The sequence below is a fragment of the Paraburkholderia sp. A1BS-2L genome (genome assembly GCF_051125205.1).
Lineage (GTDB): Bacteria > Pseudomonadota > Gammaproteobacteria > Burkholderiales > Burkholderiaceae > Paraburkholderia.
Window position 1 is genome coordinate 1,420,437 of the sequence record NZ_CP120428.1, and the last position, 24,042, is coordinate 1,444,478.

21 protein-coding genes and 7 tRNA genes are annotated in these 24,042 nt (G+C 64.7%); 20 read left to right on the forward strand and 8 right to left on the reverse strand.

Features of this window, described 5'->3' with window-relative positions:
• Positions 1 to 14: 14 nt before the first annotated feature.
• The 4 genes from P5W98_RS06355 (at position 15) to P5W98_RS06370 (ending at position 4,660) form a co-directional block, all read left to right on the forward strand.
• On the forward strand, positions 15 to 1,052 hold the full coding sequence (locus P5W98_RS06355; protein WP_421023810.1) for a microcin C ABC transporter permease YejB: 1,038 nt from the start codon (positions 15 to 17) through the stop codon (positions 1,050 to 1,052).
• A gap of 1 nt (position 1,053) precedes the next feature.
• On the forward strand, positions 1,054 to 2,160 hold the full coding sequence (locus P5W98_RS06360; protein WP_421079397.1) for an ABC transporter permease: 1,107 nt from the start codon (positions 1,054 to 1,056) through the stop codon (positions 2,158 to 2,160).
• Entirely contained in the window at positions 2,157 to 3,794 is a 1,638-nt protein-coding gene (locus tag P5W98_RS06365; protein WP_421079398.1) for an ABC transporter ATP-binding protein, read from the forward strand. The genes P5W98_RS06360 and P5W98_RS06365 overlap by 4 nt, the downstream gene beginning before the upstream one ends.
• Before the next feature lie 161 nt (positions 3,795 to 3,955).
• Positions 3,956 to 4,660 (forward strand): C40 family peptidase, encoded by a 705-nt coding sequence (locus tag P5W98_RS06370; protein WP_421079399.1) that lies wholly within the window; start codon positions 3,956 to 3,958, stop codon positions 4,658 to 4,660.
• Positions 4,661 to 4,737: 77 nt separating this feature from the next.
• On the opposite strand, the gene P5W98_RS06375 is transcribed toward P5W98_RS06370, so the two are convergent.
• Positions 4,738 to 5,727, reverse strand: a complete 990-nt coding sequence (locus P5W98_RS06375; RefSeq protein ID WP_421079584.1) for a patatin-like phospholipase family protein — start codon at positions 5,725 to 5,727, stop codon at positions 4,738 to 4,740.
• A gap of 512 nt (positions 5,728 to 6,239) precedes the next feature.
• Between P5W98_RS06375 and gltX the strand changes: the two genes are divergently transcribed.
• The 9 genes from gltX to P5W98_RS06420 all read left to right on the forward strand — a co-directional run bounded on the left by gltX (position 6,240) and on the right by P5W98_RS06420 (position 9,500).
• Positions 6,240 to 7,661 carry a glutamate--tRNA ligase gene (gltX, locus tag P5W98_RS06380; protein ID WP_421079400.1) on the forward strand — a complete coding sequence of 474 codons (1,422 nt, stop codon included), beginning with the start codon at positions 6,240 to 6,242 and terminating at the stop codon, positions 7,659 to 7,661.
• 238 nt (positions 7,662 to 7,899) lie between these two features.
• Positions 7,900 to 7,975 (forward strand) — tRNA-Ala (locus P5W98_RS06385).
• A 48-nt stretch (positions 7,976 to 8,023) separates the two neighbouring features.
• A tRNA-Glu gene (locus P5W98_RS06390) sits at positions 8,024 to 8,099 on the forward strand.
• Positions 8,100 to 8,185: 86 nt separating this feature from the next.
• A tRNA-Asp gene (locus P5W98_RS06395) sits at positions 8,186 to 8,262 on the forward strand.
• Positions 8,263 to 8,330: 68 nt separating this feature from the next.
• A tRNA-Glu gene (locus P5W98_RS06400) sits at positions 8,331 to 8,406 on the forward strand.
• 92 nt (positions 8,407 to 8,498) lie between these two features.
• Positions 8,499 to 8,575, forward strand: a tRNA-Asp gene (locus P5W98_RS06405).
• A 56-nt stretch (positions 8,576 to 8,631) separates the two neighbouring features.
• Positions 8,632 to 8,707: transfer RNA gene (locus P5W98_RS06410), tRNA-Glu, on the forward strand.
• A gap of 88 nt (positions 8,708 to 8,795) precedes the next feature.
• Positions 8,796 to 8,872, forward strand: a tRNA-Asp gene (locus P5W98_RS06415).
• Positions 8,873 to 9,035: 163 nt separating this feature from the next.
• The gene (locus P5W98_RS06420) at positions 9,036 to 9,500 is read left to right on the forward strand and encodes a GNAT family N-acetyltransferase (RefSeq protein WP_421023815.1); all 465 of its coding nucleotides are present in this window, start codon (positions 9,036 to 9,038) and stop codon (positions 9,498 to 9,500) included.
• Between the two features lie 59 nt (positions 9,501 to 9,559).
• On the opposite strand, the gene P5W98_RS06425 is transcribed toward P5W98_RS06420, so the two are convergent.
• Complete coding sequence (locus tag P5W98_RS06425; protein WP_421079401.1) at positions 9,560 to 10,459, reverse strand: AraC family transcriptional regulator; 900 nt, start codon at positions 10,457 to 10,459, stop codon at positions 9,560 to 9,562.
• 174 nt (positions 10,460 to 10,633) lie between these two features.
• Here P5W98_RS06425 and P5W98_RS06430 point away from each other — a divergent pair, with 174 nt between their 5' ends.
• Positions 10,634 to 11,035, forward strand: a complete 402-nt coding sequence (locus tag P5W98_RS06430) for a gamma-glutamylcyclotransferase family protein (RefSeq protein WP_421079402.1) — start codon at positions 10,634 to 10,636, stop codon at positions 11,033 to 11,035.
• A 106-nt stretch (positions 11,036 to 11,141) separates the two neighbouring features.
• Here the strand turns inward: P5W98_RS06430 and aceB are convergent, their stop codons facing one another.
• Both aceB and P5W98_RS06440 read right to left on the reverse strand, forming a co-directional pair.
• Entirely contained in the window at positions 11,142 to 12,734 is a 1,593-nt protein-coding gene (gene aceB / locus P5W98_RS06435) for a malate synthase A (RefSeq protein ID WP_421079403.1), read from the reverse strand.
• 62 nt (positions 12,735 to 12,796) lie between these two features.
• The gene (locus P5W98_RS06440) at positions 12,797 to 13,576 is read right to left on the reverse strand and encodes a haloacid dehalogenase type II (RefSeq protein ID WP_421023819.1); all 780 of its coding nucleotides are present in this window, start codon (positions 13,574 to 13,576) and stop codon (positions 12,797 to 12,799) included.
• A gap of 168 nt (positions 13,577 to 13,744) precedes the next feature.
• Between P5W98_RS06440 and P5W98_RS06445 the strand changes: the two genes are divergently transcribed.
• Together P5W98_RS06445 and P5W98_RS06450 are read left to right on the forward strand one after the other, a co-directional pair.
• Positions 13,745 to 14,656 (forward strand): LysR family transcriptional regulator, encoded by a 912-nt coding sequence (locus P5W98_RS06445; protein ID WP_028219462.1) that lies wholly within the window; start codon positions 13,745 to 13,747, stop codon positions 14,654 to 14,656.
• A gap of 202 nt (positions 14,657 to 14,858) precedes the next feature.
• Entirely contained in the window at positions 14,859 to 15,293 is a 435-nt protein-coding gene (locus P5W98_RS06450) for a universal stress protein (RefSeq protein WP_421023820.1), read from the forward strand.
• Positions 15,294 to 15,487: 194 nt separating this feature from the next.
• Here P5W98_RS06450 and aceA read toward each other — a convergent pair whose 3' ends face one another.
• From aceA to P5W98_RS06465, 3 genes are all read right to left on the reverse strand, one after another.
• On the reverse strand, positions 15,488 to 16,795 hold the full coding sequence (gene aceA, locus P5W98_RS06455) for an isocitrate lyase (RefSeq protein ID WP_421023821.1): 1,308 nt from the start codon (positions 16,793 to 16,795) through the stop codon (positions 15,488 to 15,490).
• A 424-nt stretch (positions 16,796 to 17,219) separates the two neighbouring features.
• Complete coding sequence (locus tag P5W98_RS06460; protein ID WP_421023822.1) at positions 17,220 to 18,956, reverse strand: DEAD/DEAH box helicase; 1,737 nt, start codon at positions 18,954 to 18,956, stop codon at positions 17,220 to 17,222.
• A 382-nt stretch (positions 18,957 to 19,338) separates the two neighbouring features.
• Positions 19,339 to 19,608 (reverse strand): acyl-CoA-binding protein, encoded by a 270-nt coding sequence (locus P5W98_RS06465; protein WP_421023823.1) that lies wholly within the window; start codon positions 19,606 to 19,608, stop codon positions 19,339 to 19,341.
• A 161-nt stretch (positions 19,609 to 19,769) separates the two neighbouring features.
• Here P5W98_RS06465 and tsaB point away from each other — a divergent pair, with 161 nt between their 5' ends.
• Genes tsaB through P5W98_RS06485 form a run of 4 tightly spaced genes read left to right on the forward strand, consistent with a single transcriptional unit; the run spans position 19,770 to position 23,152 of the window.
• Positions 19,770 to 20,567: a tRNA (adenosine(37)-N6)-threonylcarbamoyltransferase complex dimerization subunit type 1 TsaB gene (gene tsaB / locus P5W98_RS06470; protein ID WP_421023824.1), complete on the forward strand. Its 798-nt coding sequence runs from the start codon at positions 19,770 to 19,772 to the stop codon at positions 20,565 to 20,567.
• Positions 20,564 to 21,058, forward strand: coding sequence for a ribosomal protein S18-alanine N-acetyltransferase (gene rimI, locus P5W98_RS06475; RefSeq protein WP_421023825.1), 495 nt, complete (start codon positions 20,564 to 20,566; stop codon positions 21,056 to 21,058). Before tsaB ends, rimI begins: the two co-directional genes overlap by 4 nt.
• On the forward strand, positions 21,045 to 22,034 hold the full coding sequence (locus tag P5W98_RS06480) for a uracil-DNA glycosylase family protein (protein WP_421079404.1): 990 nt from the start codon (positions 21,045 to 21,047) through the stop codon (positions 22,032 to 22,034). The genes rimI and P5W98_RS06480 overlap by 14 nt, the downstream gene beginning before the upstream one ends.
• Positions 22,035 to 22,039: 5 nt before the next feature.
• Positions 22,040 to 23,152 (forward strand): DUF1853 family protein, encoded by a 1,113-nt coding sequence (locus P5W98_RS06485; RefSeq protein WP_421025203.1) that lies wholly within the window; start codon positions 22,040 to 22,042, stop codon positions 23,150 to 23,152.
• Positions 23,153 to 23,195: 43 nt separating this feature from the next.
• Here P5W98_RS06485 and thiD read toward each other — a convergent pair whose 3' ends face one another.
• Positions 23,196 to 24,002, reverse strand: a complete 807-nt coding sequence (gene thiD, locus P5W98_RS06490; protein ID WP_434718487.1) for a bifunctional hydroxymethylpyrimidine kinase/phosphomethylpyrimidine kinase — start codon at positions 24,000 to 24,002, stop codon at positions 23,196 to 23,198.
• Positions 24,003 to 24,042: the final 40 nt, after the last annotated feature.

Consider the following 24,042-nt stretch of genomic DNA (forward strand, 5'->3'; position numbering starts at 1 on the left):
GGACACGAAGAACCATGTGGAGCTACATCGTCAAACGCCTGTTGCTGATGATCCCGACACTGCTCGGCGTGCTCACGCTGACTTTCGCGGTGATCCAGTTCGTGCCGGGCGGTCCCGTCGAGCAGGCGGTGCGCGAGCTCAAGCGCGGCGCGGAGCAGGGCATGCCGTTCGGCATGCGCGCGCATTCGGGGGTGGACGCGCAACAGATCGCGCAACTCAAGCAGCTCTATGGCTTTGATAAACCTCCGCTGCAGCGCTATTTTCTGATGCTCGGCCGCTTCGCGCGCTTCGATCTCGGGCAGAGCTATTTTCACCATCAGAGCGTGTGGTCGCTCATTATCTCCAAGCTGCCGGTGTCGATCAGCATCGGCTTGTGGACCTTCTTTCTCACTTATCTGATATCGGTGCCGTTGGGCATCGCCAAGGCGGTGCGCAACGGCTCGCGATTCGACCTCGTCACGAGTCTTATCGTGCTGATCGGCTATGCGATACCGGGCTTCGTGCTGGGTGTGCTGCTGCTCGTGCTGTTCGGCGGCGGTACCTTCCTGCAGCTTTTTCCGCTGCGCAACCTGACCTCCGACGACTGGGACACGCTCTCGCTCGGCGGCAAGGTTCTCGACTACCTGTGGCACATCACACTGCCGGTCACGGCTTCGGTCGTGGGGAGTTTCGCTGTCACGACCATGCTCACCAAGAACGCGTTTCTCGAAGAAATCCGCCGTCAATACGTGCTGACTGCGCGCGCGAAGGGCCTGTCCGAGCGCACCGTGCTGTGGAAGCACGTGTTTCGCAACGCGCTGCTGCCGCTCGTCGTCGGGTTTCCGGCTGCGTTCATCGGCGCATTCTTCACGGGCAGCCTGCTGATCGAAACGCTGTTTTCGCTCGACGGCCTCGGGTTGCTGTCCTACGAGTCGGTGGTGCGGCGCGACTATCCCGTGGTGCTCGGCACGCTCTATCTCTTCACGTTGATCGGACTCCTGACCAAGCTCATCTCCGATCTCTGTTACGTGTGGGTCGACCCCCGCATTCAATTCGAACAACTGGAGCGCTGAGTTGAACCGAACCCGCGCCGGCGCCGAACCCGAACTGCGCACCGAGAGCGTACGCGCCTTCAAGTCGCCCGCGCCCGCGCGCCGGGTGTGGCTGCGCTTCAAGCAGCAGCGCCTTGGCTACTGGAGCCTGATCGTATTCGTGATCGCCTTCGCGGCGAGTCTTGCGGGCCCGCTCTGGTGCAACGACAAGCCGCTCGTGGTGCGCTACGACGGGCACCTCTATTTCCCGCTTTTCAAGTCGTATCCCGAGACGACCTTCGGCGGCGATTTCCCGACGTCCGCCGACTATCTCGACCCGTACATTCGCCACCGCTTCGACGCGCCCGGCAACTTCGCGATCTATCCGCCGAATCCGTACTACTACGACACGCTCAATTATTTTTCGAAGGTGCCGAATCCGGCGCCGCCGTCGCGCGATAACTGGCTCGGCACGGATGCGAGCGGGCGCGATCTGTTCGCGCGGCTGCTGTATGGCTTTCGCGTCTCGGTGGAGTTCGCACTGGTGCTGACCGCGATCGGCACGCTGCTCGGCGTGCTGGCGGGGGCGATCCAGGGTTACTTCGGCGGACGCGTCGACATCGTCGGACAGCGCCTGATCGAGATCTGGAGCGCGATGCCCGAGCTCTATCTGCTCATCATCTTCGCGTCGATCTTCGAGCCGGGCTTCATCCTGCTGATCGTGCTGCTCTCGCTGTTCGGCTGGATTGGGCTTTCCGACTACGTGCGCGCCGAGTTCTTGCGTAATCGCAATCAGGATTACGTGATCGCCGCGCGCGCCATGGGGCTTTCGAACTGGCAGATCATCTGGCGCCACGTGTTGCCCAACAGCCTCACGCCCGTCATCACGTTTTTGCCGTTTCGCATGAGCGGTTCGATCCTCGCGCTCACGAGCCTCGACTTTCTCGGCCTGGGCGTGCCGCCGCCGACGCCTAGCCTCGGTGAATTGCTCGCGCAAGGCAAAGGCAATCTCGACGCGTGGTGGATCTCGATGTCGACGTTTGGCGTGCTCGTCGTGACCTTGCTGCTGCTCACGTTCATGGGCGACGCGCTGCGCAACGCGCTCGATACGCGCATCTCCGATGCGATGAAGGCCGGAGGCAATCAGTGAGCGCGCTGCCAGGGGATGTCGATGCGAAGAATGCAGGGCCCTTGCTCTCGATCGAGCATCTGAGCGTGCGCTTCGGCGAGACGCTCGCCGTGGACGACGTCGCGCTGTCCATCGAGCGCGGCGAGCGCGTGGCGCTCGTGGGCGAGTCGGGCTCGGGCAAGACCGTGACCGCGCTCGCGATCCTGCGGCTGTTGAGCGATGCACGCATCTCGGGTGCGATCCGTCTTGACGGCGAGGATCTGCTCGCGAAGAGTGAGCGCGCCATGCGCGGCTTGCGCGGCAGTGACATCGCGATGATCTTCCAGGAGCCGATGACGGCGCTCAATCCGCTCTACACGATTGGCGAGCAGATTGCGGAAACCATCGTGCTGCATGATGGCGTGACGAAGAAGGAAGCGTACGAACGCGCGGCGGGCCTGCTTGAGCGCACTGGCATTGCGGAGCCGCGCCGGCGTGTGTTCAGCTATCCGCATCAGCTTTCGGGCGGTCAGCGCCAGCGCGTGATGATCGCGATGGCGCTCGCGTGTCGCCCGCGCCTGTTGCTGGCGGACGAGCCCACGACGGCGCTCGATGTGACGATCCGCGGGCAGATCGTCGAACTCTTGCGCGAGCTGCAGCGCGAGGAGGCGGGCAAGTCCGGCGGGAGCATGTCGGTGCTGCTCATCACGCACGATCTGAATCTCGTGCGCCGCTTCGCGCAGCGCGTGGCGGTGATGGAGAAGGGCCGGCTCGTGGAGACCGGAAGCGTCGAGCAAATCTTCGCATCGCCTCAGCATCCCTACACACAGAGGCTCATTGCAAGCCGGCCCGAGCGCAACGTGCTGCCGGTGCTGCCGATCGCGCCGGTGCTGCTCGAAGCGAAAGACGTGAGCGTCGATTTCGCAACGAAGCTGCCTGGTTTTACGGGCTGGTGGCGGCACGGCCGCTTTCGTGCGGTCGACGACGCGAGCGTCTCGGTGCGCCAGGGCGAGACGCTTGGCATCGTCGGCGAGTCCGGGTCGGGAAAATCGACGCTCGCGATGGCGATGTTGGGTCTGCAACGTACCGCGGCTGGCGCGATCGAGTTCCAGGGGCGTTCCATCGAGAGCTATCAGGGCCGCGACAAGCTCGGGCTGCGTTCGCACCTGCAGGTGGTCTTTCAGGATCCGTTCAGTTCGCTTTCACCCAGGCAAACCATCGAGCGCATCGTAGGGGAGGGGCTGGCGCTGCACCGGCCCGAGCTCTCCGGCGACGAGCGCCGCAAGCGCATCGTGTCCGTGTTGCGGGAAGTGGGCCTCGACCGCACGGTTTTGCAGCGCTATCCGCACGAGTTTTCCGGCGGCCAGCGCCAGCGCATTGCAATTGCGCGCACGCTCGTGCTCGAGCCGCGCGTGATCGTGCTCGACGAACCCACCAGCGCACTCGATGTCTCGATCCAGCAGCAGGTGTTGCGTTTGTTGACTGATTTGCAACGCAAATACAATCTGGGCTACGTATTCATCAGCCATGATCTCGAGGTCATCGGTGCGATGGCACATCGGGTCGCGGTCATGCAAAACGGGGCGATTGTCGAGACCGGAGATGTAACAAGAATCTTTGACGAGCCTGCCCACCCTTACACGCGAAAGTTGCTGAAAGCCGCGTTCGATCGATGAACGATCGCGGAACTTAAGGGGGTTTTTTGGTGAAATTCACCAATGACGCCCGCATCGTAATTGTTTTTTTCTATTTGTTTTGACACACAAATACTTACTGGCTACTATCGTCCAAACTTTTTCTTCTAACCCTCTGATTTACGGGCAATTTATTTCGACCCATGCAGCACCGATCCTTGACCCAGGCTTGCACGCGCGTCGTCGCCGGGATGTTCATCGGCGCACTGATGGCTGCAGCTAACGGCGCATTCGCCGACGAAGCAAGCAGTTTTAATCAGAACGTCTCATTCTCGCCGAGCAACTCGACGAATCTCCAGTCGCTTTCCGCAGCTCAGCCCGCTGCTCAAGCCACGACCCAGACCACCGCTCCGGCTCCGGCTCAAGGCGGTGCGAAGGCATTTCTGTCCGGCATGGCCGGCAAGGCCGGCGACGTCGTAGTGGGCGCGTTGAACATGATCGGCGTGCGTTATCGCTGGGGTGGCAATACGCCGGACTCGGGTCTCGACTGCAGCGGTTTCGTGCGCTACGTGTTCCAGGATACGCTCGGCATGAACCTGCCGCGCCGCGCAGAGGAAATGAGCCGCGTGGGCGAGAAGGTGAGCATGAGCAACCTCAAGCCCGGTGACCTCGTGTTCTTCAACACGATGCGCCGCACGTTCTCGCACGTGGGCATCTATATCGGCGACAACAAGTTCGTGCACTCGCCGTCCACCGGCAGTACGATTCGCGTCGACGATCTGGACAACGGCTATTGGGAAAAGCGCTTCACGGGTGCGCGTCGCGTCGAAGCGTCGTTTACGCCGGATCAGGCGCAAGGCCTCAAGCAGCGCGTGAGCGCGCAGTTCGACGGCAGCAGCGGCAACTAATCGCCCAATCGGTTGCAATACGGGTGCAACAAAAAGCCTGCTTCATCGAAGCAGGCTTTTTTGTTTTCGATCGCCGCTTACGCCGTCGCCGTGCGCGCGGCAGCCAGCCGGCGTTCGATCTCGGGGAAGATCTTGGCGGCGGCTTCCTCGCCGGCGAGGATCGCGGCATTGCGCTGGGTGAAATCGCTGCTCGACATGGCGTTGAGGTTCGGGCGGATCACGATGTCGGCGTACTTCTCGAGCTCGTAGTTCTTGATCGACTGGCCCATGATCGTGAAGGTCTGCATCAGCACGTCGAACTGGCTTTGCGTGGGCGCCGTTTCCGGGCGCGACGAAATATCGACGGCAATCACGAAGTCCGCGCCCATCTTGCGCGCGAACGACGCCGGCACCGGGCTCACGAGGCCGCCGTCCACGTACTCGTGACCCGCGATGCGGACCGGCTCGAAAATCGACGGAATACTGCACGAGGCTCGCACGGCAATGCCTGTATTGCCGCGCTGGAACAGGATCGCCTGACCGGTGCGCAGATCGGTTGAGACCACGCCTAGCGGCTTGGCCATTTTTTCGATCGGGCGATCGCGCAGCGTCGTGTTCAGGAAGTTCTGCAGCGCCACGCCTTGCAGAATACCGCGGTTGCGAAACGGCATGGCCCAGTCGCTGATCGACGCTTCATCCATCGTCAGTGCCAGCTTGTTGAGCGCGAAGCCATTCATGCCCGACGCGTAGAGCGCGGCCACCACCGAGCCCGCGCTCGTGCCCGTGATCAGATCGACCTGGATGTTGCGCGCCTCGAGTCCCTTGATCACGCCGATATGCGCGAATCCGCGCGCAGCGCCGCCGCCGAGCGCAAGGCCCACACGGATCGGGCGCTGCGTTTTGGCGGACGGGGGTGGAGCGGCGGTGACGCTTTTGTTGTCGGTCGGTTGCGTGCCCGCGGTGGTGCAGGCGGCGAGGACGGTGGAGGCAGCCGCGAGCGAGAAATGGCGGCGGCCCAATGAAAGCGGCGACGGGTGACGGTCCGGTTGCGGGCCCTGTTGTGGGTCCGTTTGCTGGGCGGGATTCAGATTCGGCTTCGAACTGGGTTTCAAGCAGATTCTCCAGGCGGCGCGCGCGAAGGCTATTTTCGTGCGGTGCGCGTCGCGTCTATTCTTGCGACCACGCGGGGCCACGCAGGCGAGGGCGCCAGCGCGCCGACATGATAAGGCAAAGCCATGCGCGCTTACGTTGCGTGCGTGTAACGCGATGTGTTTGCGATGTGCCGGCGAATTTCGATGCGATGGATCGACAGCGGCCGGGCATTCTGCGCCTCGCGGATGGGCCCGGAGCTTCCCCCATGCGCGGTCGAACCGGCGCGCGGCGGGTATAATCCCGTCTCTAATTTTCCCGGTTTTCCGTTCGCGTCTTGCACTTGCCGTGTCGCGCTGCGTCGTGCGGCTTCCAAGCCCGCATCGCCATGGCTACGCCCGCGCGAACCTTTGCCGCCCACCGGCCTGTATTTCGCCTGCTGCGCCGCTCGTATCGAGCACGCCGCGGCGCCTGACGGTCGCCGGGCGGTACCGTCCTCGAGTATTCGCACATGACCACGACCCCCGTCCGTACCCGCTTCGCGCCGAGCCCGACCGGCTTCATCCACCTCGGCAACATTCGCTCCGCGCTCTATCCGTGGGCGTTCGCGCGCCACAACAAGGGCGTTTTCGTGCTGCGAATCGAGGACACCGATCTCGAGCGATCGAGCACCGAAGCGGTCGACGCGATCCTCGAAGGCATGCAATGGCTCGGCCTCGATTTCGATGAAGGCCCGTTCTACCAGATGCAGCGCATGGACCGTTACCGCGAAGTGCTCAAGCAGATGCAGGATCAGGGCCTCGTGTACCCGTGCTACATGTCGACCGAAGAACTCGACGCGTTGCGCGAGCGCCAGCGCGAGGCGGGAGAAAAGCCGCGCTACGACGGCACGTGGCGCCCGGAGCCCGGCAAGGTCCTGCCGACGCCGCCCGAAGGCGTGCAGCCGGTGCTGCGTTTTCGCAACCCGCTCACGGGCGTGGTCGCATGGGACGACGCGGTGAAAGGGCGCGTGGAGATCTCCAACGAAGAACTCGACGACCTCGTGATCGCGCGCCCGGACGGCACGCCGACCTATAACTTCTGCGTCGTCGTGGACGACATCGACATGAAGATCACGCACGTGATTCGCGGCGACGATCACGTGAACAACACGCCGCGCCAGATCAACATCCTGCGCGCGCTGGGCGCCGAGCCGCCTGTCTATGGGCACCTGCCGACGGTGCTCAACGAACAGGGCGAAAAGATGAGCAAGCGTCACGGCGCGATGAGCGTGATGGGTTATCGCGACGCCGGCTACCTGCCGGAAGCGGTGCTGAACTACCTCGCGCGCCTCGGCTGGTCGCACGGCGATGCGGAAGTGTTCTCACGCGAGCAGTTCGTCGAATGGTTCGATCTCGACCATCTGGGCAAGTCGCCGGCGCAGTACGACCACAACAAGCTCAATTGGCTCAACAACCACTACCTGAAGGAAGTCGACAACGCGCGCCTCGCCGAGCTCTCGAAGCCCTTCTTTGCGGCGCTGGGCGTGGACGATGCGGCACTCGCGAAGGGGCCGGCGCTCGCCGGCGTGGTGGCGCTCTTCAAGGATCGCGCGACGACCATCAAGGAAATCGCCGAGAGCGCCATGATGTTCTATCGCGAGCCGCAGCCCGAACAGGATGCGCTGGCGCAGCACGTGACCGACGCGGTGCGTCCGGCTCTCGCCGACCTCGCGAGCGCGCTCAAGAGTGCGGAGTGGACCAAGGAAGCCATCTCGGCCGCCTTCAAGACGACGCTGGGCGCGCACAAGCTGAAGATGCCGCAACTCGCGATGCCGGTGCGCCTGTTCGTGGCTGGCACGACGCACACGCCGGCAATCGACGCGGTGCTCGCGCTGTTCGGCCGTGACGTGGTCGTGAGCCGCATCGAGCAGGGTCTTGCGAAGGGCGCCTGAAAGGGCGTGCGTAAAATTATTTGAAGAATTTTCGCTCTGGCACTAGCGCCGGAGCGGGAGTTCTTGTAGTATTCGGGCTCCGTTGAATACGGAGCGCGAAACAGCGGTAAGTTTCACGCAAAGAGTGGTCGAATCGAGCAACGATGTTTCGTAGAAACCTCGAAGCGATGAAAAAAAGATTCGAAACACTCTTGACAAAAGCGAAATTGATGTTTAAAATCTCGCTTCTGTTCTGCAAGGGGGTATAGCTCAGCTGGGAGAGCGCTTGCATGGCATGCAAGAGGTCAGCGGTTCGATCCCGCTTACCTCCACCATCAGAACAGCGTAGTAAAGTGTGGCAAGGCATTATCTGAAAAGATTATGTCCCCTTCGTCTAGAGGCCTAGGACATCACCCTTTCACGGTGAGTACAGGGGTTCGAATCCCCTAGGGGACGCCAGACATGAGCGTCATCGAGCAAATCGTCACGATATCGATGAGGCAGCAGGTGGGAATCAACCGACGTCCATCTGTCTATGTCGAACTGGAGCGGTAGTTCAGTCGGTTAGAATACCGGCCTGTCACGCCGGGGGTCGCGGGTTCGAGTCCCGTCCGCTCCGCCAGATAGAAGCCCGTTCAGAAATGTTGAGCGGGCTTTTTAGTTGAAGTGTTATGGGCGCAAGCCTGTGTTGTCCCCTTCGTCTAGAGGCCTAGGACATCACCCTTTCACGGTGAGTACAGGGGTTCGAATCCCCTAGGGGACGCCAAATAAAATGCGGCGCCACAGCGTAGTACAGCGAGCAGCAGGGCGACGCCGCCAGCGGGTTCTAACCGACCGCCGGTGCAGCAAAGCAGGACTGGAGCGGTAGTTCAGTCGGTTAGAATACCGGCCTGTCACGCCGGGGGTCGCGGGTTCGAGTCCCGTCCGCTCCGCCAGATTCGATCTGCCCAGTGTCTCGGGTGGAATGTAGTTCAAGGCGCAAGCCTGTGTTGTCCCCTTCGTCTAGAGGCCTAGGACATCACCCTTTCACGGTGAGTACAGGGGTTCGAATCCCCTAGGGGACGCCAAATAAAATGCGGCGCCACAGCGTAGTACAGCAAGCAGCAGGGCGACGCCGCCAGCGGATTCTAACCGACCGCCGGTGTAGCAGGACTGGGAGCGGTAGTTCAGTCGGTTAGAATACCGGCCTGTCACGCCGGGGGTCGCGGGTTCGAGTCCCGTCCGCTCCGCCAGAATCAAAGCCCGCTGGATTTCCAGCGGGCTTTTTCTATTTCTCTCTTTCCTATCCCCATGCCGCATCCACGCGGATACGGACAAACGGCCATTGCCTGAGCCGGCGCGTTATCGTAGCGTTGTCGGAACTACGAATTTTCGCGTTTTGCCGCGTTGCCTGCCATGTTCGCACCGAACGACATTCCGTCGCGCTTCCAGTTGCGTCACGCCACCATGGACGACTTCGAGTTCGCCGAGTCGCTGACGCGCCGGAACATGGGGGGCTATTACGTGCGCCATCATCTGATCTGGCGCGGCGACCTCTTTCTGGCCAGCTACCGCGAATCGGAAAATTTCATCCTCGAACTCGATCGCGAGGCCATTGGCGTGCTGCGCGTGACGCAGGAGGCCGACTCGCTGCACATACGTGACGTGCAGATCGCCGAGGGTTATCGCGGCAACGGTGCGGGGACCTTCCTGCTCGACATGTCGCATCGCTGGGCGCGCGAGCGCGGCCTGCGCGAGTTGCAGTTGCGCGTGTTCGTCGACAATCCCGCGGCGCGGCTTTATCTGCGCATGGGCTACCAGGTGGCGGGGCCACGCCTCGCGCGCCTCGGCTCGATCCGTCATATGACGCGGCCGGTCTGACGAATTTCAGGAGATCTTAGCGCGAAGCAGCGTTGTAGCGCTCGGCCCGCCGTGCGTGCTCAAACGTCGTGCCGTGCCGTCAGCGGTCCCAGAGGCGCTGCCAGGGCCGGCGTGTCGATCGCCATGTCGTCTTCGTGCGGGCCCAATTCCCGCTCGCCTGTCCCGCGCGCAATGAACGCACGCGGGCTCTCGCCGAACGCGCGCCGGAACATCGCCGAAAACGCACTCTGGCTCTGGTAGCCGAGCTCATGGGCCACGACGGCCATCGGCTTGCCCTGGTTCAGGAGCGGAATCGCACGCGCGAGGATCGCCTGCTGGCGCCACTGCGAAAAACTCACGCCAAGCTCCTGCCGGAAGAGCCGCGCGATCGTGCGTGTGCTCGCGCCCACGTGCGCCGCCCAGTATTCGAGCGAACCCGGTCCGGCAGGATCGGCGAGCAGCGCCTCGCACAGCGAGCGCAGGCGCTTTTCCTCGGGCATCGGCACCGAGAGCGGCAGCGGCGCCGAGCGCGTGATTTCGTCGAGCGCCACGGCGCCCAGCAGGCGCTCGCGCGCGGGGTCGATGCCGCGCTCGTCGAACGCGGCGATCGCCTCGCGCAGCAAGCCGGACACCTCCACCACGCGGCAAGCGTCGAGCCCGGGCGGAATGACCGAGGCATCGACATAGAGCGTGCGCAGGAACGCATCCTCGACGATCGCCACTTCATGCATGACGAATGGCGGAGCCCAGATTGCCCGTGAAGGCGGGACCATCCACGTCGTGCCGGGCGTCGCCATGCGCAGCACGCCGCGCGACGCGTAGGCGAGCTGCGCCCACGCGTGCGTATGCCGCGCGATGCGCACGCCGGCAGCCATGGGCCGCGAGCGCACGCGGATCGGGTGCTCGGGTGTCGGCTCGAATTCGGGCGGGATGTCGGCGAGCTCGGCGGGCGGCAAGGCGGCGGGCGAGGAAAAGGGCATGGTGGATCTGCGCGTTTCTGTGCGCATTATTGTAGGCGCGCGTGTGCATGGCTGTCCGATGGTGCCCATCGGCATGGGCGCAGGCGCATAATGCTGCCGATTTGCTGCACGAGTCATCGGCAACAGGCAGCTAGCCGGCAGCCAGCCGGCAACCGGGAGCAAGGAGCACAAGCAATGAAGTACGTATTCATCTACGGCACGCTGCGCGCGGGCGAGATCAACGACATCCATCTCGCGGCGTCACGCAATGCGCTCCGGCAGCCGCGCCTCGTGGGCAGTACGGCGGTCGCGGGCTACCTGTTCGACTTTGGGGCGTACCCGGGGATGGTGGCCGATGCGCAGGCCACGCCGGTGATCGGCGAGGTCTACGAAATCGACGAAGCGCTGGTGGCCGTGCTCGACGAGATCGAGCAGGTGTATCCGGGCGTCGACGGGCTGTTCGTCTCGCAGAAGGTGAGCGTGGAAGTGGCGGGCGAGCGGCTCGAGTGCCTGTTCTATCCGGTGGCGCGTCATGCGGTGGAAGGGCGGCCGCGGATTCATAGCGGCGACTGGATCGCGCACCGTCTCGCGCGTTGATCGGTGCGCGGCACGGCGTAGAAGCGCTGCATAGAAGTACAAAGGCCCGGCGGATTCGCATCCGCTGGGCCTTTTGTATCGATCAGTCGTCAGGTGATTCGAACGATCAGATCTCCTCGTACAGCGGCAGCGTCAGGAAGTCGACGAAGTTCTCCGAGGTCGACATCTGTTCGAAGATCTGCGAAGCGCGCACGTACGGCTGGGTGTCGCCGCCGACCGAGGCCTTCACCTTGTCGAGTTCTTGCGGGATCAATTCACGCACGAGCTCGGCCGTGACCTTGCGGCCGTCTTCGAGCTTGCCCTTCGGCGAGCGGATCCACTGCCAGACTTGCGCACGGGAGATTTCCGCGGTTGCCGCGTCTTCCATCAGGTTGTGGATCGGCACGCAGCCATTGCCTGCGAGCCATGCGCCCAGGTAGTGGATGCCGACGTTGATGTTGTTGCGCAGGCCGGCTTCGGTGATCGGCGCTTCCGGACGGAAGTCGAGCACGTCCTTGGCCGTCACATTGACGTCGGGGCGCTGCTTGCTGATCTGGTTCGGCTTGTCGCCGAGCACCTTCACGAACTCTTCCATCGCGATGGGCACGAGGCCCGGGTGCGCAACCCAGCCGCCGTCGTAGCCGTCGCCGGCATCGCGCGCCTTGTCCGAACGCACGCCGCCCATGGCCTTGTCGTTCGCTGCCGGATCGTTCTTGATCGGGATCAGCGCGCTCATGCCGCCGATGGCCGGCGCATTGCGACGGTGGCAAGTCTTGAGCAGTTCTAGCGCGTAGGCGCGCATGAACGGCGACGTCATCGTGATCTGCGAACGGTCGGCGAGGCAGAAGTCCTTGTCGTTCTTGAACTTCTTGATAGCCGAGAAGATGTAGTCCCAGCGGCCGGCGTTCAGGCCCGAGCTGTGCTCGCGCAGTTCATAGAGGATTTCGTCCATCTCGAACGTGGCGAGGATGGTCTCGATCAGAACCGTGGCGCGGATCGTGCCGCGCGGGATGCCGACGGCTTCCTGCGCCACGACGAAGATGTCGTTCCACAGGCGCGCTTCGAGATGGCCCTCCATCTTCGGCAGGTAGAAGTACGGACCGCTGCCGCGTGCAACCAGCTCCTTCGCGTTGTGAAACAGGTAGAGCGCGAGATCGAAGACGCCGCCCGAGACGCGCTGGCCGTCGACCGTCACGTGCTTCTCGTCAAGGTGCCAGCCGCGCGGACGCACGATCAGCGTGGCGGTCTTTTCGTTGAGCTTGTAGGTCTTGCCGTTCTGTTCCAGCGAGATCGTGCGGCGCACCGCGTCCTTGAGGTTGATCTGGCCGGTGATCTGGTTGTCCCAGCTCGGCGCGTTCGAATCCTCGAAGTCGGACATGTAGGAGTCCGCACCGGAGTTCAGCGCATTGATGATCATCTTGCGCTCGACCGGACCCGTGATTTCGACGCGGCGGCATTCGAGGTCCTTCGGCAGCGGCGCGATCTTCCAGTCGCCTTCGCGGATCGACTTCGTTTCAGCCAGGAAGTCGGGACGCTCGCCGGCGTCGAGGCGCTTGGTGCGCTCAACGCGCGCCTTGAGGAGTTCCTGACGACGCGGCTCGAATGCGCGATGCAGCTTCGCGACGAGTTCGAGTGCTTCGGGCGTGAGGATCGTTTCGAAGCCGGGCTTGATTTCAGCCGAGATCTGCATGCCTTGCGGCAGGTTCAACGTGTTCGCCATGATTGCTTGCTCCTTGGTCGGTCAGACTTTGAATGCGGTGGTTGTTGTAATTACCGTGCCGGTCAGGACGATTTCGTCACGCGCCCGGGCTGGGGCGCGGGGCGGCTTCGCTCGGCAGGCACAGCGGTTTCGAGAAAGGCGGCGAGTTCTGCCATGCCGCCGCCGGTGCCGTGCGGCGGCACGCCGAGTTCTTCGGCGGGCAGTCGCTGGCGGTTGATCCAGAATGTGGTATAGCCGAACCAGGCGGCGCCGGCGGCATCCCAGCCGTTCGACGAGACGAACACCATGTCGCGCGGCGCGGCGTCGAACGCGCTGGCGCCGAGCGCGTAGGCGGCCGCGGCTGGTTTATAGGCGCGCACGGCGTCGACTGAGAGCACGTGGTCGAACAGGCCGTTCATGCCGGCGCTTTTCACCGCGATGTCGAGCATCTGCGGATTGCCGTTCGAGAGGATGGCGAGGCCCATGCGCGTGCCGTCAGCGGCCGGCGCACGCAGGCGGCGCAGCACGGGCAGCACGTCGGGAAAGGCCGAGAGGCAGGCGTATTCGTCCATCAGCCGCTTTTCGCCCGCGCCGGAAAGCGACAGGTTCAGGCGGCGCGCCGCGTAGCGCAGCGCGTCGAGCGTGATATCCCAGAAGGGGCGGTAGCGCGCGCCAGCGGGGTCCGAGAGCGTGCGCAACTGCGTGTATTCGATCTGCTTCAGGCGCCAGAGCTGCGAGAGCGCGTCGCCGTGACCGGGGAACATCTGCTCGGCTGCGGCAACGACCGAGTGCACGTCGAAGAGCGTGCCATATGCGTCGAAGATCACAGCCTTGGGGAATCGTGGTGTCGTTGTGGCCGACATAGCCTTGCACTCCATCATCAGAGGTCGGGAGGAATTGTATTCATGATCATGGGTGCTGAAAAAGACGGGATTGATCACTTGATCTTTTACTTTTACCCACCTAATCTGACGCGCTAGAGGTTTTTTTCTATCAAGGGTGTTGCGTAATTCCGTTTTCCTCCTTTTCCGATGGATCGCTTCAAACAAATCGAAACTTTCGCCAACGTCGCGGCGAAGGGCAGTCTTTCCGCGGCGGCGCAGGCCGAGGGCGTCGCGCCCGCCATCATCGGCCGGCGCATCGACGCGCTCGAAGAGCGGCTCGGCGTGAAGCTGTTTGTGCGCACCACGCGCCGCATTACGCTGACGTTCGAGGGCTCCGCGTTCCTCGAAGACTGCCAGCGCATCATTCATGACATGCAGAACGCTGAGGCCAGCGTCTCCGCGGGTGGCGTGAAGGCGAGCGGACACCTGCGCGTGTCCGCGCCGGCGGGTTTCGGCAGGCGGCACGTCGCGCCGCTCGTGCCCGATTTCACGTCCGCGCACCCTGACGTGACGACCACGCTCGACCTCTCGGACCGGCTCGTCGACCTCGTCAACGAAGGCTTCGACTGCGCGGTGCGGCTGGGCGAACTGCCCGATTCGTCGCTCGTTTCGCTCAAGCTCGGCGAAAACCGGCGCGTCTGCGTGGCGTCGCCCGCATACCTGTCGCGGCGCGGCGCGCCCGAGACGTTGGCCGACCTCGCGCGCCACAACTGTCTCGCGCTCGGCGCGAGCAGCGCGAACCAGCAGCGCGGCTGGACCTTTCAGCAGGACGACAAAGTGGTGTCGATTCGCGTTTCCGGCACGATGGAATGCTCGGACGGCGCGGTGCTGCACGAATGGTGCCTCGAAGGCTATGGCCTCGCGTGGCGCTCGTGGTGGGAAGTTGGTGAGGATATTGCAGCGGGCCGGCTCGCGAGCGTGCTCGACGCTTATGCCGCGCCGCCCATCGGCATTCACGCCGTGTTTCCGCAGCGCCGGCACTTGCCGTTGCGCGTGCGCCTCTTTCTCGACTTTCTCAAGCATACCTACGGCCAGCCGGGTTACTGGGGCCAGGACTGAGTCCTGGCGGTTCGTGCTTCCGCCTGTGCGTCACGGCCAGTGCATCCGCGTTTCCGATATGGGGGGATGCCCGCATGCGCGCCGTGCACCGTTTATTCGCGCACTACAATCGATCTGAGGGCGTAGCGGGGCGCCGTGCGAGGCCATGGCGCGGTTCGCAAGGCCACCCGGATGCAGAGAGCACGGGAACACGGAGGGCGCCATGTTCAAGCACATCCTCGTTCCAACCGACGGCACCGATCTGTCGAAGAAGGCGATCGACGGCGCGATCGACCTCGCGCGGACGGTGGGCGCCCGCGTCACGGCCTACGCGTGCCTGCCGCAATATCCGTACTCGCCTTACGCCGATGTCGTGATGGAGCTGCCCGGCGACTTTCAGACCCGCAGCGAGCGCGAGGCGCGCATCCACCTGCAGGAGGTGGAGGACGCGGCGCACAGCGTGGGCGTCACCTGCGACTCCTGCACCAGCGTGCATCCTTCCCCGTACCTCGGCATCATCGAAGCGGCCGAAAACTGCGGCTGCGACGTCATATTCATGGCTTCGCACGGGCGGCGCGGTCTGGGCAGCCTGTTGATCGGCAGCGAGACGCAGCGCGTGCTCACGCATACGAAGATTCCGGTGATCGTCTATCGATAGTGCATAGCCGCAGTTGGCGCATGGACATGCACGGCGCGATGTCCATGCGCCTTCCGTGGCTTGCCTCACTACACTCTGGCGCGCGTGCGGCGGTGGCGGCGTCCGGCAGGCCCCGCCAAGGACTTGCGAACCGGCTGCCGCGCCGTGCGTCCGGCGCCAGAAAAAAGCAGGGGGCGTGCCCCCTGCGGGTGGTCTTACGCCACCTTCTGGTCGAAGAACTGCTCGTCTTCGGTCGAGCCGTGCAGCGCCGTGGTCGATGCGTCTCGTTCGACCGTTTGCGTCACGGCGTCGAAATAGCCCGTCCCCACTTCGCGCTGGTGCTTCACGGCGGTGAAGCCCTTTTCTGCCGCGGCGAACTCGGCCTGCTGGAGCTCGACGAACGCGCTCATGTTCTGGCGCGCATAGCCGTGCGCGAGGTTGAACATCGAGTAGTTCAGCGAGTGGAAGCCCGCCAGCGTGATGAACTGGAACTTGTAGCCCATTGCGCCGAGCTCGCGCTGGAACTTCGCGATCGTCGCGTCGTCGAGGTTTTTCTTCCAGTTGAACGACGGCGAGCAGTTGTAGGCGAGCAGTTTGCCCGGGAATTCCTTGTGGATCGCCTCCGCGAACTTCTTCGCGAACTCGAGATCCGGCTTGCCCGTTTCGCACCAGATCATGTCGGCGTAGGCCGCGTAGGCGAGACCGCGCGAGATCGACTGCTCGAGGCCGTTGCGCGTGCGGAAGAAGCCTTCCACCGTGCGCTCGCCCGTGAGGAACGGCTTGTCGTTGTCGTCGATGTCGGAGGTGACGAGGTCGGCGGCTTCGGCGTCAGTGCGCGCGAGCAGCACGGTCGGCACGCCGCAGACGTCGGCGGCCAGACGCGCGGCCGTCAGCTTGGCGACGGCTTCGCGCGTCGGCACGAGCACCTTGCCGCCCATGTGACCGCACTTCTTCACCGAAGCGAGCTGGTCTTCGAAGTGCACGCCCGCGGCGCCCGCTTCGATCATCGCCTTCATCAGTTCGAACGCATTGAGCACGCCGCCGAAGCCGGCTTCAGCGTCGGCCACGATGGGCTGGAAGTAGTCGACATAGCCTTCGTCGCCTGGATTCTTGCCTTCGGACCATTGGATCTGGTCGGCGCGCGTGAGCGTGTTGTTGATGCGCTTGACCACCTGCGGCACCGAATTGGCCGGGTAGAGCGACTGGTCCGGGTACATCTCGCCGGCGAGGTTGGCGTCGCCGGCGACTTGCCAGCCCGACAGGTAAATGGCCTTGAGACCGGCCTTCACCTGCTGCATGGCCTGGTTGCCCGTGAGCGCGCCGAGCGAGTTGATGAACGGCTCGGTGGTCACGCCTTTCCAGAGCTTTTCGGCGCCGATCTTCGCGAGCGTGTGCTCGGGCTGGATCGAACCGCGCAGGCGTACCACGTCGTCAGCCGTGTAGTTGCGCTTGATGCCCTTCCAGCGCGGGTCGGTTTCCCATTGCTGTTGGAGTTGCTGGGCTTGCTGTTGGCGAGTCGACATGGTGTGCTCCTTCGTAGACCGGGTAAATGGGCTGATAAATGAAGCGCTGATCGGAACGGCTGAACCACTGAGCTTCGCGAAAGGGGCACCGGGAGCACTGCGCCGGGCGTTTCGTTTCACGAACTCTTATATAAGAGTCTAGGCAAATCGATCGCCCCGCAACAGACAGGCAGTGAGGAATTTTCGTGATTTTTAAATTAATAAAATCAAACGTTTACGATATTAATTTCGCGATAAGAAACGCAATTTTCCATCTCGCAATGCGCGTCTTTGTGCCCCGCAGCACGATTTTTTACGAAGCAAAAAAAATTTCCATATCGTGAAATTATGACTGCGGGCAAAAAAAGACCGGTGACGAAGCACCGGTCCTTGATTTCGACGTTAGTCGGCGAGCGGAAACTGCACTCCGCCCGCGTATGCCGACTTAGCTGTCGCGACGTGCGCCACGCGGGCCGTCGTTGCGGCGCGCGCCGTAGCCGCCTTCGCGCGAGCGGCCGAAGCCCTCGCCACGCGACTGGCCGTAGCCGCCACGATCGCCGCCACCACCTTCGCGGCGCGAGGCGCCGTAGCCGCCTTCACGCTGGCCATAGCCGCCGCGCGAGCCTTCCGGGCGGTTGCCCCAGCTGTTGCTGTTGCCGTTGCGCTCGCCGCCGTTCGAACGATCGCCAAAGCTGCGTTCGCCCTGGGGACGGTCGCCGAAGCTGCGCTCGCCGCCGCGGTTGCCATAGCCACCCGGCTTGCCGTTGCCGCTACCGAAGCGACGGCCACCGCCGTTGCCACCGCCCGGACGGCCACGGCCGCCAAAGCCGCGGTTCGAGGGCGGCGCCTTGCGCGGCTCGAAGCCTTCGATCACGTTGACCGGCAGCGGTGCGCGCACGAAGCGCTCGATGCGCTTGAGCGCGCCTTGCTCGGCGTGATGCACGAGGCTCACGGCGATGCCCGAGCGGCCCGCACGGCCGGTACGGCCGATACGGTGCACGTAGTCTTCGGCGAACTTCGGCAGGTCGTAGTTGAAGACGTGCGTGATGCCGGGGATGTCGATACCGCGCGCCGCGACGTCGGTCGCGACGAGCACGCGCACGCGGCGCTCGCGCAGTGCACGGATCGTGCGGTTACGCGCGCCTTGCGGCAGGTCGCCGTGCAGGGCGGCCGTTTCGAAACCGGCGTCGGCGAGCTTGCCGGCGAGTTGATCGGCATCCATCTTGGTCGCCGTGAACACGACGGCCTGGTCGAGCTTTTCGTCGCGCAGCAGATGGTCGAGCAGGCGATCCTTGTGGTCGCGGTCGTCCACATAGTGCACGGTCTGCGCGATGCTCGAGTTCGCCTCGACCTTGCGCACGATCTCGATGCGCTCCGGATCCTTGAGCAGGCGGCCCGTGATCGACGCGATCTTGCCGTCGAGCGTGGCCGAGAAAAGCATCGTTTGACGCGACTCGGGCGTGGCGGCCACGATCGTGTCGATGTCGTCGATGAAGCCCATGTCGAGCATGCGGTCGGCTTCATCGAGCACGAGCATCTTGAGTTCGGACAGGTCGATGCGGCCGCGCTCGAGGTGATCGAGCAGACGGCCCGGCGTTGCCACGAGAATCTCGGGGTTCTTCGCGAGCAGCATGAGCTGCTGGCCATAGGCCACGCCGCCGAGAATGCTGACAGTGCGCAGACGGCGCAGATGCTGGCCGTACGTCGAAGCGGCCGTGGTCACCTGCATGGCGAGCTCACGCGTGGGCGTGAGCACGAGCAGGCCGGGGCGCGCGACCGGCTGCGGACGGCGCTGGCGGCGGTCGCCCTGGCCTTGCTGGCCTTGGGGGCGCGGCTCGCGCGGTTGGGCGGCTTGCGCCTTTTGCAGCTGCGCGAAGCGTTCGATCGCGGGCAGCATGAAAGCAGCGGTCTTGCCCGAACCGGTCGGGCTGGAGACCAGCAAATCGCGGCCGGCGATGGCGGCAGGAATGGCGCGTTCCTGCACGGGCGTCGGGGCCTTGTAGCCCGCCGCGGTCAGCGCGGAGACGATCTCCGGCGACAGACCGAGCGATGCGAACGTCGGGCCTGCGGGCGTCTCGTCGGCTTGCACGGCGGCTTCAGGAGAAGCGGCGGCGGTGGCGTCGAGACCGAGGGCGTCGTTGGCAATCGCGTCGAGGGGGCTTTGGGTATTGCTCGAAGTCATGAAAATCCTTGGTACACAGGAAATAGAACGTCGGCGCCAATCGGCATACCCAAGTCGTCTGAATTTGCGAGCAAATCGAAAAACGGGGGCAATCCGCACCACACAAGGGCGAAGGCGGATTTTCGTTAGAAGCTGTTTTGGGTGCGGCTTAGCCGGGATTGGCCAACCGCCAGCCTGATACTTGACGGCCCGGAAACTGGGCCATGGCAGGGGGGGACAGGTTCTAAACTGGATTGGAGCTTAACGCTACGTGGCGTATTGCTGATCGCAAGGGCGACCGGAGCGAAACGCAGCGCGTATTGTATCTTGTTTTGTTGCAGTGCGCCAGCAATCGTTTCGTCTGGTTTGAGGCGAGGCCGCTCGCTGGCGCTTCCGGTTGCTTCTAGTTCGCGGCGCCGCTCTTGAGCGATTCGACGACCTCGACGTACTGCGCCTTCGCAACGTCCTGCGCGGTGCCTTGCAGCGCGGCCCACGCCTCGTACTTGTACTTGCCGACGATATCGGTGAATCCTGGCTTGTCGCCGTGCACGTCGCCTTCGGTGGCCTGCTTGAAGAGCGCGTACAGGCGCAGCAGCGTCAGGTTGCCCGGGCGCTCCGGCAGCTTTTGCACGTCTTGCTGGGCCTGCTCGAATTGGGCATTCACATCGCTCATTGTTTTTTCCTCCACTGGATGATCGGAACAGCCCGGCGATGGTAGCAGCGCCGTCTGGTAACGGGCTGGAACCGTTCCTCCATTCTATGGAGGCTGAGCGCCGCCGCATGGGCCATGCCTGGCCGGCGACTGCACGAAGGCGGCGCATTACAATAGCGCTCATGACTGAAACCGTGCTGCTTGCTCTCGATACCTCGACCGAATATTGCTCGGTCGCATTGCTCCGCGCCGCCGCGCCCGTCAGCGGCGCATCCGGATCCGCCAACGAGGCGCCGCCCGAGCCGCGCGTCTGGATGCGCCATGAAGCCACCGGCGCCGTCTCCAGCACGCGCCTCTTGCCGGCGATCGGCGAGTTGCTGGCCGAAGCGGGGCTCGCGCTGGCCGACTGCGATGCGATCGCGTTCGGTGCGGGCCCAGGCTCCTTTACCGGCCTGCGCACCGCCACGGGCGTCGCCCAGGGCCTGGCCTTCGGCCTCGACATTCCCGTGGTGCCCGTGAGCACGCTGCTCATCTGTGCCGAGAGCGCACGCATGCGCGATCCGGCGGCGACACGCATGCTCGCGGCGCTGGACGCGCGCATGGACGAAGCGTACTGGGCCGATTACGCGTGGGATGCGGCCGCGAACGATTGGCGCACGCTGCGCCCGGCGTCGCTTGATGCACCCGAGGCCATCGCGGCGCCCGACGAACCCTTCACGCTCGCCGGCAACGCGGCGGCGGCGTTCGGCGCGCGCCTCGTCGCCTCGACGACCGCGCGCACCATCGACGCCGAAGCCCTGCCGCACGCGCTGCCGCTCGCACACGCGGCGCTGCGCGCGTTCCGCGCGGGCCGCACGCTGCGCGCCGACGAGGCAGCGCCCGAATACGTGCGCAACAAGGTCGCGCAGACCACGGCCGAACGCATGGCGGCAAAAGCTGCGCAGGGCGGGGTACACAACAGCGGCGAGGGGGGGCGATGAGCGGCGTGCTGATGACGGACCGCTACCTCTCGCAGATGACCGAGAGCGATCTCGACGAGGTCGTGGTCATCGAAAAATCCGCGTACGAATTCCCGTGGTCGCGCGGCAACTTCGAAGATTCGCTGCGCAACGGCTACTTTGGCGTGTGCATGCGCCATGTGACGGGCACCTTGATCGGCTATTGCGTGCTGATGCCGGTCGTCGACGAGATGCATCTGCTGAACCTGTGCGTCGCGCCGCAGGCGCAGGGCTTGGGCGCGGGCCTTGCGCTGCTGCGCGAAAGCGTGCGTCTCGCGCGTGCGCAGCAACTCGAAGGGCTGTTGCTGGAAGTGCGGCCGTCGAATCATCGCGCGATCCGGCTCTACGAGCAGTTTGGCTTCGTCACCATCGGGCGTCGCAAGAACTACTATCCGGCTCGCCATCACACCCGTGAAGACGCGATCGTGATGCGCTTCACCTTTGCAATGGAGGGCGCCGATGCCGCTCGATGAGATCGCGCTGGAGGAGCTCGGCCTCGCGCCGCGCTGGGTGCGCCGGGGCATGACTACGGCGGCACCGTCATCCTCTGAATCGATGACGGCTGCGAGCGCCAGCCTGGCCGGACAAGCCGCGCCGAACGCAGAGCCGCGAACAGCGCCGACGCCGCAACCGGTTGCGCAACGCGTCGCAGCGCAAGCGCCGCAACAGGACGCCGTTGTGCAAGCGCAGGTCTCGCCGCTGCCGCCGTCCGACCCCGACCGTGGCCGCGCAGCCGCCGTGCCCGTTCAGGCGGCCCAGGCCGCGCAGGAAGAACCGCCGCCGCTGACCGAAGACGATTTCGCCTGGTTCGATGCGATGCCCGAGCCGTCGTTGCCGCATGATCTGGAGCCTGCTCCGGCTCCGCGCGATGACGTCGCGACGCTCGACTGGGATGCGCTCGCCGAACGCGTGGCCTCCTGCACGCGTTGCCGTCTGTGCGAGAAGCGCACCAACACCGTGTTCGGCGTGGGCGATCGCGCTGCGGAGTGGATGCTGATCGGCGAGGCGCCGGGCGAAAACGAAGACCGCCTCGGCGAGCCGTTCGTCGGCCAGGCAGGCAAGCTGCTCGACAACATGCTGAAGGCGTTGTCACTCGCGCGCGGCGAAAACGTCTATATCGCGAACGTCATCAAATGCCGCCCGCCCGGCAACCGCAATCCCGAGCCCGACGAGGTCGCGCGCTGCGAGCCGTATCTGCAACGCCAGGTGGCGCTCGTGAAGCCGAAGATCATCGTCGCCCTTGGGCGCTTCGCCGCGCAAAGCCTGCTGAGGACCGACGGCAGTATCGCCTCGCTGCGCGGGCGCGTGCACCAGTACGAGGGCGTGCCCGTGATCGTGTCGTATCACCCCGCCTATCTGCTGCGCAGCCTGCACGACAAATCGAAGGCGTGGGCCGACCTGTGCCTTGCCCGCGACACCTGGCGCGCGGCGGGTGGCGGCAAGCGATGACGATGATGCGGCCCGCGGATGCCTCGTCGGGCGAGCTGGCTGCCGCGGGTTTTAGCAAGCTGCTGCTTGATTCGCTCTATCGGGATCTCACTGACCCAGTCGTGCGCGATCTCGCGTGGCTGCTATTCAGTGCCGATTTGTTGCGCGCGCAACCACATGCGCCGCTTGCCGAGCTATGGGCGAGCAATGAGGAGGCGAATGCCGCCGCAGCGTGGCTTACGCAACTCGATCGCGATCCTGCCCGCTTGCATGCCTCGCTCGACGCGACGCGCCTCACGCGGCTGGGCCGCTATGCCGAAACGCTGCTCGGCTGGTTTCTCGCCCATGGACCGGCGCCCCGGCTCGTTGCGGCCAACGTCGCACTGCGGCGCGCGGGCCTCACGCTGGGCGAATGCGACTTCCTCGTTCAGACGCGCAACGGCCAGCGGCTCCATTGGGAACTGGCGGTTAAGTGGTACATGCACCTCGGCATGGCGGAGAACGGTGCGCCGGGACTTGCCGATTTCGTCGGGCCGAACCTGCGCGATCGTTTCGATTTGAAGCTCGCGCATCTGCGCGATCACCAACTGCGCCTGAGTGCGCGCGAAGAGTTCGCCTGGCTCGGTTATCCAGGGCCGTGGCTCGCGCAGATGTTCTGGAAGGGCTGGCTTTTCTATCGCGCGGGCAAGGGGGCGGGCACGCCGCCGGGCGACCCGCCCGAACTCGCGGAGCAGCATGGGCGCGGCTGGTGGGTCACGCGGGCGGACTGGGCCGATTTCGCGGATCGTGAAGGCGCCGATGGCTGGAGTGTGCTGCCGCGGCTCGCCTGGCTTGCACCACGGCGGATCGGGCCGGACGGTGGGCAATGCTTGCCGATACCCCACGACGAGCGTGACCGGCACGAGGGCAGCGGCGCCAGGCACCATCGCGATGTGGAGGGCGATGCGTCCGCGGCCCGCAGAACCGTGGCCGCGCCGGTGCCGGCTGCACCATTGTTCGCAGGCCTCACGCAGGCTCATGAGCCCGTGATGGTCGCCGCATTTGTGGCCGATGGCGCGGGCGGCTACGTCGAGCGCTCGCGAGGTTTCATCGTTCCCGACGACTGGCCGGCGCGCGCCCAGGCCTTTGCGCGCCCATGACGTCAGCTACGACGTTACGAATGACGAGCGCGCCGCGCCGGATTCACCACCAGCGCCAGAAGTGATGCACCGGGCCGACGCCATGGCCTACGTCGAGCCGCTCGCTCGCTTCGAGCGCTCCGGTGAGATACGTCTTCGCCTGCGTGACAGCCTCCGCGAGCGTCGCATGCTGCGGCCACAGCGCGGCGATCGCCGAGGAGAGCGTGCAGCCCGTGCCGTGCGTGTTCGTCACCGGCACGCGCGACCCGCCCAGACGCAGCGTCCCGCCGGCTTCGATCAGCCAGTCGGGGCTGTGTGCGCCGCCCAGGTGGCCGCCTTTCATCAGCACGGCTTGCGCGCCGAGCGCGCGCAGCGCCTCGCCTTGCTCGACCATCGCGGCTTCATCGGCGGCCGGCATCACGCCGAGCAGCGCCGCGGCCTCGGGAAGATTTGGCGTGACGACGCCCGCGAGCGGCAGCAGTTCCTCGCGCAGCGCCGTCACGGCCTCGGGCGCGAGCAACGCGTGATTGCTCTTCGAAATCATCACCGTGTCGAGCACGATGCGCGGCGGCTGGTAGCGGCGCAGCGCATCGGCGATGGCGCGCACGATCGATGCGTTGGCCAGCATGCCGATCTTCACGGCGTCGATGCGGATGTCCTCGAACACGGCGTCGAGCTGCGCGGTGACGAAGCCCGCATCGGGCGCGTGGATGGCGGTGACGCCGCGGGTGTTCTGCGCAGTGAGCGCGGTGATGACGCTCGCGCCATAGGCGCCGAGCGCGGAGAAAGCCTTGAGGTCGGCCTGGATGCCTGCGCCGCCGCCCGAGTCGGAGCCGGCGATCGTGAGGACGTTGGAAATCGGTGAGGTCATGGCGGCGTCGCTAATGTGCCGCGCGCCGGGCCCGCAGGCC